The following is an 11628-nucleotide window of genomic DNA, read 5'->3' on the forward strand; positions in this document are numbered from 1 at the left end:
AATCCTCAGGCGCGGCAGGGTGCGAGTTCGGCCAATAGCGGTTCGCAAAGTTCGGCGCGGCCCTGGCAGCAGTCCTTCAGCAGGAACAGAACCAGCGTCTGGAGACGGTCCAGGTCAGCGCGGTAGATGATCGACCGGCTGCGGCGCTCGGAACTGATCAGGCCGGCGCGCGACAGGACGCCCAGGTGCGCCGACATGGTGTTGGCCGGCACCGCCAGAGCGTCCGCGATCTCGCCGGCGGGCAGGCCGGCAGGTTCATGTCGGACCAGCAGACGGAAGGTTTCAAGACGTGTCGACTGCGCCAGAGCAGCGAGGGCGAGGATGGCGGATTCTGATTCCATAATTCCAAGATAATAGAATTATTGGGGTCGTCAATCGTCACAACGGGCCTTGTGGGGTGTGAAGGGCCGTCTTCCGGCTAGCGGCCAACGTCAGCTTGTGATGCTGTTGACGGCGGCCGAGCTCGAGGAGAGCCATGGGACAGGTGGCAACGATCGGTTTGGACACCGCGAAATCGGTGTTTCAGGTACACGGCGTCGATGCTGAAGGCGGCGTCGTCATTCGACTGAAGCTGACGCGAGAGCGGCTGCTCGAGTTCTTCGAAAACCTGTCCTCCAGTCTGGTCGTGATCGAAGCTTGCGGAACGGTGGCCCGCGAACTGATTGGCCTGGGCCACAACGTGCGGCTGACGCCGCCCAGCTATGTGAAGCCGTAGGTGAAGCGCCAGAAGACCGACATGGCCGACGCGGAGGCGATCTGCGAGGCGGGGGCGCCGAGGAGAGAGCTCTATGATCAGCCCTGTCACGGCCGGCTATAAATGGTCCGCCCGTCCTTGATGGTTTCGACCACATGGATGTCCTTGATCGTTTCGGGGGCGACCCGGGTGGGATCTGCCGAAAGAATGACGAAGTCGGCTCGCTTGCCAGGGGCCACCGACCCCTTGGTCGCATCCTCCCTGTACTGATAGGCGGCGTTGATGGTGATGGCCTGAAGCGCCTGATAGGGGGTGATCCGTTGATCCGCCCCCAGGACGCCGCCCGAGCGCAAAGGCCGGTTCACGGCCGTCCAGACGGTCATCATCTGATCGACGGGAACGACGAAGGCGTCCGTATGATTGGTGGGACGAAGCTCTGCCTCGATCGCGGCCTTCATGGGGCTGATGAAGGCAGCCTGTTTCAGTCCACGATTGATCACATGGGTGTCGCCGAAGAAGAAGGTGTGATCGGTGAACAGTGACGGGATGATCTTCAGTCTGGCGAATTCGGCAATCTGGTCTGGCCGAATGAACTGGCAGTGGATGCAGACCGTACGGCGATCCTTGTCCAGATCCGCGCCGGCCATTTCCTTGTGAGTTGCGATCAGAAAGTCGATCGCAGCATCGCCATTCCCGTGCATCAGCACCTGTAGATCATTGTCATAGCAGGTTTGCACCATGGAGCGGATGGCGTCGGTCGGCAGGCTGGCCTCGCCTCTCCAGTTGGCTTCACCGCCGGGTCCGCCGGTGAGGTAGGGCGTGGTGAACCAGGCGGTCTTGCCTTGCGGTGATCCGTCCACCGTGACCTTGCATCCGCCGATCTTCAATCTGTTGTCGTAACGCCCGAACGTCGCGACCGGATTGACCTTCAGGATAGCGTCGAGGTCCGTGATGAAGGGATAGGCGATCACATCGATGATCAGGCCGTCCTGTGATGCGACGCGCTGGAGCTGTTGCAGCATGGGCAGGGTCGTGGCCCCTTCCTGAGCTGTCGTCACGCCTGCGGCGGCGTAAAGGAGCTGACCCGAACGGGCGGCGGCCATTTCCTGTTCAGGACCTGGCGACGGCAGCTTGCTGTGCATGGGCAGGTAGCCCGCCTCCATGACAAGCCCTTGCAGGTTCTGGGCGCCGGGCTTGCGCAGGATGACCCCGCCGGCCGGCGTGGGCATGCCGTCGGTGTAACCGTAGAGCTCCATCGCCTTCGAATTGATGACAGCGCCGTGCATCGAAACATGGATGACGCCCACCGGATTGTCGGGGAAGGCCTGATCAAGAATGTCACGCGAAAGCACCTGACCATCGGGCATCAGGTTTTCATCATAGCCCCAGCCGAGCAGGAGTTCGCCGGGCTTCAATTGCTTGGCGGCGGCGCCCGCCTTGAGCGCAGCAACAATACCTTCCGGATCAGAGGCTGGTCCTACCGGCGGGCCGGAAACATTGACGCGATCCGCCAGCGCCAGTGAGTCGATGAAATGGCTATGCGGGTCGATGAAGCCTGGAAGCAGAGCCTTGCCGGCAAGGTCCTTGACGACCGTGCGGGCGCCCTTGAGCCGCATGGCTTCGGCGTTGCTGCCTGCAAAGACGATCTTGCCATCCTGCACCACCACGGCTTCGACATAGCTCGGCTGCTCTCCCTCCATCGTGAGAATGGGGCCGCCATGAATGATGATGTTCGCGTTTTCCGCGGGCGAGTTGCGGTCCGCGCATCCAGAGAGGATCAGGGCTGAAGTCAGAAACATCCCGCAGAGAGTCGAACTAAGCTTCAGCATCCTGGTCTTCCCCACTTGATGTCGCCCACGTTCGGCAGGTGTGAGTGAACGCTGAAATACGAATTACGTCCAGCCTTGGGTTGGATGGGGCGTGGCCGGTCGAGGCCGCTGCGACCCAGACGACCAGGCTGGCGGTTGGTCCCGGTTGTTTGGATAATTCTTTTCAAACGCGTCGAACAACCATCGGGTCTGGAGGTTGCGTGTGGATGTGCACCACCTGCGACGAACACCGGGGACAGGTCGTCCGCTTCCGCAGGCTGACGGGACTTGTGGCGGATGATCGCGCCAGGTCCGCGCTCTTCGCCCTCATTGCTGAACATGAAGCCGCGATCCTGCAGCTTCACCTTCCGGCGTCCGAGGCCATCCCTGGCCGTTGAGGCCGATGGGGTCGCCTCTGCGGCCCTCGCCCGGGGATGGGGAGGGCTTGCCTAGTCTCACGCGATTTCCGATTGCAAGCTTGAAGGTGTAGCTTGGTGAAACGTTGTTCTTCAAGCGGGCGGAGGCAGGCGAGATGGGTCAGTCAACAAGAAGGTCAGCGACCGCAGAGCCGCTGTCGCGTCGGCATGTGCTGGGGGCTGCGGCGGCAGGGGGAGCGGCCCTCGCCGCAGGGCGGGCCTATGGTCGGCCGCAGGCGCCAGGCCAGCCGTTGCTGTTCACCAATCTTCGTCTTTTCGACGGTGTTACGGCTCGGTTGCACGGCGGTCGCAGCGTCCTGGTCGAAGGCGGCAAGATCACCGCGGTGCTGAGCGGCGGCGACCGTCCGACCGAAGGCGTCCAGACCATCGACTGCGGCGGCCGGACCCTGATGCCCGGGCTGATCGACGCCCACTGGCATTCGATGTTGTGCGCCATGTCGATGATGGAGCTGATGACCGCCGATCTGGGTCTGATCACCCTGGCGGCGGCGGCGGAGGCGGAGCGCACCCTGATGCGCGGCTTCACCAGCATCCGCGATCTGGCGGGGCCGGCCTTCAGCCTCAAGCGCGCCATCGACGCCGGTCTGACGGTCGGCCCCCGGATCTGGCCCTCGGGGGCCATGATCTCCCAGACCGGCGGCCACGGCGACTTCCGCATGCCCTATGAGGTGCCCAGCGCGCCCGGCGCCCCGTTGTCGCGCGGCGAGGTGCTCGGCGCCGGCGCCATCGCGGACGGGACGGAGCAGGTGCTGAAACGGTCGCGCGAACAGCTGATGCTGGGCGCCAGCCAGCTCAAGCTGGCTGCGGGCGGCGGCGTGGCCTCGACCTATGATCCGATCGACGTCGCCCAGTACAGCGAGGCCGAGTTCCGCGCCGCCGTCGATTCCGCCGAGAACTGGGGGACCTATGTGACGGTCCACGCCTATACCCCGCGCGCCATGCAGACGGCGATCCGCGGCGGCGTGCGCTGCATCGACCACGGCCAGATGCTGGACGAGGAGACAGCCCGCATGATCGCCGGGGAAGGCGTCTGGTTCTCCTCCCAGGCCTTCGTCGCCGGCCCCTACGCCAATCATTACCCCGAGGGCTCGGCCAGTCAGGCCAAGCAGAGCGTCATGTTCGCCGGTACGGACGCGGCCTTCGAACTGGCCAAGAAGCACCGGCTCAAGACCGCCTGGGGCACAGACATCCTGTTCGACCCCGGCATGACGAAGAACCAGGGCGCCATCCTGGCCCAGATGACGCGCTGGTACGCCAGCGGCGAGGCCCTGCTCATGGCGACGGGCCGGAACGCAGAGCTTCTGGCTCTGTCGGGCGAGCGCAATCCCTATCCGGGCAAGCTTGGGGTCATCGAAGCCGGGGCCTATGCCGACCTCCTGATTGTCGATGGAGATCCCGTGGCCGACATCGCCCTGGTTGCGGATCCGGACGCCAATATGAGGCTGATCATGAAGGCCGGGCGCATCTACAAGAATACTCTTCCGGCCGGCTGAGGCCTCCCTCGCCGCTGGTCAAGCGCCTCGAAGCGCCAGCCCTTTGAAGGGACCCGCGAGAAAATGACTTTGCGGCCTGGGAGGGGCGCCAGCGCGAGGGCCGACAACGGGTCTGCGCCGGCTACGCGGGCGTGCCGTCTTGGCCGAGCGGCGGCCTTTGACCGGGAAAAGGTCGCGCCCTTGTGGCGGCGGACGTCATTCAGCCTGGGGCCGCCGATATCGGCTCCCGGAACGCGAACCATTTGCCCTCGAACAAGAGGGCCCATGGGGCCGCATCGGTCGGGGGTTAGTGCGCCCCCGCCTGCGACGGCAGGTGGTCCTTCTCGAAGCGGCCCAGCCGATCAACCAGGGCGCTTCCGGCGGCGTTCAGGCCCGTGACCTCGACGACGGCGCCTTGGCGACGGTAGCGAAAGACGACCTTGTCCAGGGCGGCGACGCCGGTCAGGTCCCACAGATGAGCGTCGCTCATGTCGATCTCGACCCGTTCAGGGCGCCCGTGATGCTCGAAGCCGGCGGCGAAAAGCTCGGCGGAAGCAAAGAAGACCTGGCCTGAAACCCTGTAGCGCAGCACGCCGGGTTCAGGCGTGGGGACCTCGGTCACGATCAGGGTCTTGCCGATCTTGCGCATGAAGAAGATCGCCGACAGGACGACGCCCAGGACGACGCCCTTGGACAGGTCATGGGTGGCCACCACCGTGCCCGTCGTGGCGATCATGACCACGGAGGATTGCACCGGCGTCGTGCGCAGGTTTCGGATCGAGCCCCAGTCGAAGGTGCCGACCGAGACCATGATCATGACCGCCACCAGGGCGGCCATGGGGATACGCGCCACCCAGTCCTGGAGCACCAGGATCAGGAACAGGAGGAAGAGACCCGCCCACAGGGTCGACAGACGCCCTCGCGCGCCGGAGGTGACGTTGATCATCGACTGGCCGATCATGGCGCAACCCGCCATGCCGCCCATAAAGCCGGAGGCGATGTTGGCTATGCCCTGGCCCCGCGTTTCCCGGTCCTTGTCGGAGGGGGTGTCGGTGATGTCGTCGATCAGGTTGGCGGTCAGCAGGCTCTCCAGCAGTCCGACGAAGGCCAGGGTGGCCGAAACGGGGGCGATGATGGCGAAGGTTTCCCACGTCAGGGGGACCATGGGCAGGTGGAACATCGGCAGGGTCGAGGGCATCTGGCCCATGTCGCCGACGGTGCGGACGTCCAGGCCTGTCCAGATGACGAACCCGCTGAGCAGGAGGATGGCGACCAGGGCGGACGGCACGGCGCGGGTGAGGCGCGGCAGGCCGTAGATGACGGCGAGGCCCGCGGCGACGAGGGCGAAGGTGCGCCAGTCGGCGCCGATCAACTCGGGCATCTGGGCCAGGAAGATCAGGATGGCGAGCGCGTTGACGAAGCCGGTCATGACGCTGCGACTGACGAACTTGATATAGCGGCCCAGTTTCAGCAGGCCGATGGCGATCTGGAACAGGCCGCACAGGATGGAGGCCGCGAACAGGTATTCCAGCCCGTGATCCCGGACGAGCGTGACCATGAGCAGGGCCATGGCCCCGGTGGCGGCGGAAATCATGGCCGGTCGCCCGCCGACCAGGGAGATGGTCACGGCGATGATGACGCTGGCGTAGAGGCCGACCGCCGGATCGACCCCGGCGATGATGGAGAAGGCGATGGCCTCGGGGATGAGGGCCAGGGCCACGACGGTCCCGGCCAGCAGGTCGCGGCGGGGGCTGGCGAGCCATTGCTGGCGCGCGGAAGCGATGAGGGTCATTGGACTTGCGTCTTCAGGTCGGCTGCAAGACCCGGCGCTCGGCCGATGTCATGGGCAGCCTTGAAGTTTCCCGACGGATCGGCGGACGGGATAGCCACCCGTCGCCTGCAGGCAGGTCCGGGTCCGAGGTGAGGACGTCTGATGCGGGCCGCTGCTGGAAAAGGCAAGTCTGCGACGCCGGATTTCCGGCGGCGGCCGTTTCGCTCAGGACAGGGGTTGGTGCGTGAAGCCCGCGACGCTGCTCATGGGACGGGCGTCGCGGCCGATCTCCACCTCGCTTTCGACATAGGCGATCAGCAGGCGGGCCAGGTCGCCCAGGGCGCTTTCGTGGATCCGTTCATAGCCGTGGCTGGCGTCGATGCCGAAGGCGAGCAGGGCGGTGCGGATATCGGCCCCGGATTCCAGAGCCGAGGCGGAGTCGGACCGATAGTAGCGGAAGACGTCCTTCTGATGAGGGATCCCGCGATCCCGCGCCAATTGGACCAGCTTGCGTGACAGGTGCCAGTCGAAGGGACCGGTCTGGTCGGCCATGGCGATGGTGACGCCGAACTCGGAGGAGTTCTGGCCGGGCGCCGTCGTGCCGTTGTCGACCGTGACCATGGCGGCCACGTCCGGAACCAGGACCGAGGAGGCGCCCAGGCCAACCTCTTCGGCGATGGTGAACAGCCACCAGGTGTCCACGGTCGGCGTGCGCTCTTCGCGGACCAGGCATTCCAGCGCCGCCAGCAGGACGGCCACGCCGGCCTTGTCGTCCAGATGGCGCGAGACGATGTAGCCGGTGTCGAGAAACTCAGGCTGGGGGTCGATGGCGACGATGTCCCCGATATCGACGCCGAGCTTCAGCGTGTCGTCGCGGTCGTGCGTGACGGCGTCGATGCGCAGCTCCACCTCGCGCCAGCTGACCGGCTGGGTGTCGATCTCGGTGTTGAAGGTGTGGCCCGAAGCCTTGAGCGGGAGGATGGTCCCGCGCCAGGCGCCGCCTTCGGAGAAGATCGTGCAGCGGGCTCCTTCGGCGAAGCGGGAGGACCAGTGACCGATGGGGACGACCTCCAGCCGGCCGTTGGCCTTCACCTGCTTGACCTGGGCGCCCAGGGTGTCGACGTGGGCGACGACGGCGCGGGCGGGCGTCGCGTCCCGGCCGGGCAGGCGGGCGCGGATGGCGCCGCGACGGGTCATCTCATAGTCAAGGCCGAGCCGGTCCAGCTCGCGGCACAGCAGCCGGACGGCCTCATCGGTGTAGCCGGTCGGGCTGGGCGTGTTCAGCAAGTCGGCGAGGCGGGCCTTGAGGTAGGCGAGGTCGATGGCGGGATCGGGCAAGTCGTCTCCTTCGGGTGGGCGTCTAGGCGTTGCTGCGCGATGAGCCGGACGCGGAGGCGGGGAAGAGCAGGTCGATGAAACGTTCGGCCGTAGGCTGGGGTTCGTGATTGGCCAGGCCCGGGCGTTCATTGGCTTCGATGAAGGCGTAGTCGGGCTGGTCGGGCGCCTTGACCATCAGGTCGATGCCGGTGACGGGGATGTCGATGGCCCGCGCCGCCGTGATCGCAGCGTCCACAAGGACCGGGTGCACGATGTCGGTGACATCGTGAATGGTGCCGCCCAGGTGAAGATTGGCGGCCTTGCGCACGATGATCTCGACGCCCTCCGGCGCCACGTCGTCAAGGCCGAAGCCGGCTTCGGCCAGGGTGCGCTCGGTCTCGGCGTCGATGGGAATGCGAGACTCGCCGCCCGTGGCGGCGCTGCGGCGACGGCTCTGATGTTCGATCAGGCGGCGAATGCTCGTCTGCCCGTCGCCGATCACACGGGGCGGACGCCGCACCGCGGCGGCGGCCAGTTGGAAGTCGATGATCACCAGGCGCAGGTCCTCGCCCTGGACCTGTTCTTCGATCAGGACGTCGCTGCAGATCCGCCGCGCGCCGATCAGGGCGCTCTGGACCTCGCTCATGGTCGTCAGTCCGACGGCCACGCCCTGGCCCTGCTCGCCGCGCGCGGGCTTGACCACCAACCGGCCATAGGTGGCCAGGGCGGCGTCGATGGCTGAGGGGCTGTCGGCCTTGATGGAGGCGGGGGTGGTCACCCCGGCCTCAGCGACAATGCGGCGGGTCATCCGCTTGTCGTCGCAGATGCTCAGGGCGACGGCCGAGGTCAGTTCCGACAGGCTCTCGCGGCACCGCACGGTCCGGCCGCCCCAGCTCAGGCGGAACAGGCCACCTTCGGCGTCGATGACCTCGGTGGCGATGCCGCGCCGACGGGCCTCGTTGACGATGAGGCGGGCATAGGGGTTCAGGTCTTCGTTGTTCGCGGGCCCGGTGAAGAGGGCTTCATTGATCGGGTTCTTGCGCTTGACGCCGAAGAAGGAGACGCGGCGGAAACCGAGCTTCTCGTAAAGGGCGATGGCCTGCAGATTATCGTGCATGACCGACAGATCCATGTAGGCCAGGCCCTGGGTCCGGAAGTGCTCGGCCAGTCGCCGTACCAGGGCTTCGCCTATGCCGGGCTGGCGGGCCTGGGGCGCGACCGCCAGGCACCACAGGGATGACCCGCCCTCCGGGTCGTCGACGGCGCGGGCATGGTTGACGCCGGTCACCGTGCCGACGACCTCGCCGGTGACGGCGTCCTCGGCGACGAAATAGGCCAGGCTCCGGTCGTCCCGGCGCGACCAGAGGAAGCCGGGCGGCGTCTGGACCATGCGACGCGCGGCGTAGATCCGGTTGATCGCCTCGGCGTCCTGTTCAGAACCCATGCGGCGGATGGTGAAGCCGCGCGGCTGACGTCGGCTGGGCCGGTAGACGGCCAGGTCGAGGCGATAGGAGTGCGAAGGATCGAGGAAGACCTCCTGGGGCGCCTGCGCCAGCAGGACATGGGGGTTGCGGACATAGAAGGCGATGTCGCGCCGGTCCGGGGCCTCGGCGCGCAAGGCGTCGATCAGGGGCGCGGCCGTCTCGAAGGTCTGGGCGAAGAGCAGCCGGCCCCAGCCGCAATCGACGACCGCATGGGCCTGGATCGGCGTTGCGTCACCGTCCTGAACCCGCGGCTTGAGGCTTTCGTGGCGAAGCCGTTTCAGACGATGGGCCAGGGCAGGCACGGGGCGAGGGTCAGAGGCCATGGGTCTGCATCCACATCTCGAGGACCGCGACCTGCCATAGCTCGGACCCCTGCAAGGGAGTGAGGCGGTGGGTCGGGTCGGCGAGGAGGGCGTCGAGATAGGACCTGTTGAACAGGCCGCGATCGCGCGACGCCTGATTGGTCAGGGTCTCGCGCACCATCTCCAGGTAGGGGCCCTGGATGTATTTCAGGGCCGGCACCGGGAAGTAGCCCTTCTTTCGGTCGATGACCTCCGAAGGGATCACCAGGCGCGCGGCCTCCTTGAGCACGCCCTTGCCGCCCTGGGCCAGCTTGTGCTCCGGGGGGATGCGGCCCGCCAGTTCGACCAGCTCGTGGTCGAGGAAGGGCACGCGCGCTTCCAGGCCCCAGGCCATGGTCATGTTGTCGACCCGCTTGACCGGGTCGTCGGCCAGCATGACCTGGCTGTCCAGGCGCAGGGCCTTGTCGACCGGCGTGTCGGCGCGGCCTTGCGCGAAATGGGCCTCGACCAGGGCGCGGCTGACGTCGGTGTCGGCCATATAGGCGCCGTTCAGCTGGGTTTTCAGGACGGCGTGGCTGCGGTCGAAGAAGGCCTTGGCGTAGGTCTCGACCGGATCGGTCGTCTCCAGCATCGGCGGGTACCAGTGGTAGCCGGCGAAGATCTCGTCGGCGCCCTGGCCGGACTGGACCACCTTGATGTGTTTCGAGACCTCCTGGCTCAGCAGGTAGAAGCCGACATTGTCATAGCTGACCATGGGCTCCGACATGGCGGCGATCGTGCCGGGCAGGGCCTCCATCAACCGGGCGTGCGGCACGAAGATCTGATGATGGTTGGTTCCGTAGTGCTTGGCGATCAGGTCGGAATAGGCGAACTCGTCGCCCTTCTCGCCGTTGGCGGCCTCGAAGCCGACGGAGAAGGTCATCAGGTCCTTCTGGCCCAGCTCGGCCAGAAGGCCGACGATCAGGCTGGAATCCACCCCGCCCGACAACAGGACGCCGACCGGCACGTCGGCCACCATGCGTCGCTTCACCGCCTCGCGCAGGGAGGCCAGGACCTGGTCGCGCCAGTCCTCGGCGGTCAGGCCGGCGTCCTCGGGGCGACGGGTCATGTCTGCGCGCCAGTAGATCCGGTCGCGGGCCGTGCCGTCGGCCTCGATGACGCGGATCGTGGCAGGGGGGAATTTCTTGACGCCCTTGAGCAGGGTGTGGGGCGGCGGCACCACGGCGTGGAAGGTCATGTAGTGGTGCAGGCCGACCGGGTCGATCGTGGTGTCGATATCGCCCGCCGCCAGCAGGGCGGGCAGGGTCGAGGCGAAGCGCAGGCGCTTGCCCTTCTCGGCGAGATACAGGGGTTTGATGCCGAACCGGTCACGCGCCATGACCGTGCGGCCGCTGTCGCGCTCGTGCAGGACGAAGGCGAACATGCCCTTGAAGCGATCAACGCAGGTCTCGCCCCAGGCCTTCCAGGCCTTGATGATGACCTCGGTGTCGCCTTCGGAAAAGAAGCGGTAGCCAAGGCCCTGAAGCTCCTGGCGAAGTTCCGGATAGTTGTAGAGGCAGCCGTTGAAGACCAGGGTGATCCCGAGCTCGGGATCGACCATGGGCTGCTGGGCCTTTTCAGACAGATCGATGATCTTGAGGCGGCGATGACCCAGTCCGACGGAACCCCGCAGAACGATCCCGGCGCCGTCGGGCCCTCGAGGCGCCAGGGCCTCGGTCATGCGTTGCAGGGCGTCGGCGTCCGCGGGACGCCCGTCGTGATTGATCTCGCCGCTCAGGCCGCACATAGGCTGTCCTTGTACTGTGAATGCAGCGTGCACAAATAATTAGCACACTAAGGAATTCAACCCTGATGGATCCGATCCTCAGCCCGCAACCCGTTTCCCGACCGGAACGCCCCGCCGATCCGACCGCCTCCCTGGTGCGGTCCATGCGGCGCATCGCTCAGGCCATCGACGTCCGCTCGCGTGAAGTCGCGCGGCTGTCGGGCCTGACCTTGCCGCAGCTGATCGTGCTGCAATCCGTGCGCTCTCTGGGGGAGGTGACGACCCAGGCCATATCGCGAGATGCGGCCATGTCGGCGCCGACGGTCGTGGGGGTTCTGGACAAGCTGGAGGCGAAGGGACTGGTGGTCCGCTATCGCTCGACCCGGGATCGTCGCGTGGTGCATGTCCGCACGACCGAAGCAGGCCAGGCCGCGCTTGCGGACTCGCCCGACCTTCTGGGCGACGGCTTCATCGCCGCCTTCGGCCAACTGCCCGTCGAACGGCGCAGGGATCTGGCGGAGGCTCTGGATGTCCTGGCGGGCTTCATGGTCGGAACAGTCCCCCAGGGTTGAGAGCGG

At 66.3% G+C, this 11628-nt stretch carries 8 protein-coding genes, 1 pseudogene and 1 other annotated feature; of the genes and pseudogenes, 3 read left to right on the top strand and 6 right to left on the bottom strand.

The window, feature by feature from the left end:
* Positions 1–5 precede the first annotated feature (5 nt).
* Positions 6–341 (bottom strand): ArsR/SmtB family transcription factor, encoded by a 336-nt coding sequence (locus ACOZBP_RS08570; protein WP_422676002.1) that lies wholly within the window; start codon positions 339–341, stop codon positions 6–8.
* Between the two features lie 134 nt (positions 342–475).
* Here ACOZBP_RS08570 and ACOZBP_RS08575 point away from each other — a divergent pair.
* Positions 476–712, top strand: a pseudogene (locus ACOZBP_RS08575) (IS110 family transposase); the annotation flags it as partial.
* A gap of 89 nt (positions 713–801) precedes the next feature.
* Here the strand turns inward: ACOZBP_RS08575 and ACOZBP_RS08580 are convergent.
* A complete protein-coding gene (locus ACOZBP_RS08580) occupies positions 802–2493 on the bottom strand; it encodes an amidohydrolase (RefSeq protein ID WP_422676003.1) in 1692 nt (563 codons plus the stop codon).
* Positions 2494–3034: 541 nt separating this feature from the next.
* On the opposite strand from ACOZBP_RS08580, the gene ACOZBP_RS08585 reads away from it, so the two are divergent.
* The gene (locus tag ACOZBP_RS08585) at positions 3035–4432 is read left to right on the top strand and encodes an amidohydrolase family protein (RefSeq protein WP_422676004.1); all 1398 of its coding nucleotides are present in this window, start codon (positions 3035–3037) and stop codon (positions 4430–4432) included.
* A gap of 286 nt (positions 4433–4718) precedes the next feature.
* Here the strand turns inward: ACOZBP_RS08585 and ACOZBP_RS08590 are convergent, their stop codons facing one another.
* The 4 genes from ACOZBP_RS08590 to ACOZBP_RS08605 form a co-directional block, all read right to left on the bottom strand.
* The gene (locus ACOZBP_RS08590; protein ID WP_422676005.1) at positions 4719–6203 is read right to left on the bottom strand and encodes a SulP family inorganic anion transporter; all 1485 of its coding nucleotides are present in this window, start codon (positions 6201–6203) and stop codon (positions 4719–4721) included.
* A gap of 64 nt (positions 6204–6267) precedes the next feature.
* Positions 6268–6331 (bottom strand) — a sequence feature (sul1 is cis-regulatory element that is thought to sense ions involved in sulfur or methionine metabolism; They are found in Alphaproteobacteria).
* 76 nt (positions 6332–6407) lie between these two features.
* The gene (locus ACOZBP_RS08595; RefSeq protein ID WP_422676006.1) at positions 6408–7520 is read right to left on the bottom strand and encodes an osmoprotectant NAGGN system M42 family peptidase; all 1113 of its coding nucleotides are present in this window, start codon (positions 7518–7520) and stop codon (positions 6408–6410) included.
* A gap of 22 nt (positions 7521–7542) precedes the next feature.
* Positions 7543–9306, bottom strand: a complete 1764-nt coding sequence (ngg, locus tag ACOZBP_RS08600) for an N-acetylglutaminylglutamine synthetase (protein ID WP_422676007.1) — start codon at positions 9304–9306, stop codon at positions 7543–7545.
* On the bottom strand, positions 9296–11071 hold the full coding sequence (locus ACOZBP_RS08605) for an N-acetylglutaminylglutamine amidotransferase (protein ID WP_422676008.1): 1776 nt from the start codon (positions 11069–11071) through the stop codon (positions 9296–9298). Before ACOZBP_RS08605 ends, ngg begins: the two co-directional genes overlap by 11 nt.
* Positions 11072–11136: 65 nt before the next feature.
* Between ACOZBP_RS08605 and ACOZBP_RS08610 the strand changes: the two genes are divergently transcribed.
* Positions 11137–11622, top strand: coding sequence for a MarR family winged helix-turn-helix transcriptional regulator (locus tag ACOZBP_RS08610; RefSeq protein WP_422676009.1), 486 nt, complete (start codon positions 11137–11139; stop codon positions 11620–11622).
* Positions 11623–11628 lie beyond the last annotated feature (6 nt).

It is taken from the genome of Brevundimonas sp. NPDC058933, from assembly GCF_049315965.1.
Classification (GTDB): domain Bacteria; phylum Pseudomonadota; class Alphaproteobacteria; order Caulobacterales; family Caulobacteraceae; genus Brevundimonas.

Excerpts from the sequence above, each read along its gene's own strand:
- ACOZBP_RS08610 (WP_422676009.1), top strand. The coding sequence starts at position 11,137 with ATGGATCCGATCCTCAGCCCGCAACCCGTTTCCCGACCGGAACGCCCC.
- ACOZBP_RS08570 (WP_422676002.1), bottom strand. The coding sequence starts at position 341 with ATGGAATCAGAATCCGCCATCCTCGCCCTCGCTGCTCTGGCGCAGTCG.
- ACOZBP_RS08585 (WP_422676004.1), top strand. The coding sequence starts at position 3,035 with ATGGGTCAGTCAACAAGAAGGTCAGCGACCGCAGAGCCGCTGTCGCGT.
- ngg (WP_422676007.1), bottom strand. The coding sequence starts at position 9,306 with ATGGCCTCTGACCCTCGCCCCGTGCCTGCCCTGGCCCATCGTCTGAAA.
- ACOZBP_RS08605 (WP_422676008.1), bottom strand. The coding sequence starts at position 11,071 with ATGTGCGGCCTGAGCGGCGAGATCAATCACGACGGGCGTCCCGCGGAC.
- ACOZBP_RS08580 (WP_422676003.1), bottom strand. The coding sequence starts at position 2,493 with ATGTTTCTGACTTCAGCCCTGATCCTCTCTGGATGCGCGGACCGCAAC.
- ACOZBP_RS08590 (WP_422676005.1), bottom strand. The coding sequence starts at position 6,203 with ATGACCCTCATCGCTTCCGCGCGCCAGCAATGGCTCGCCAGCCCCCGC.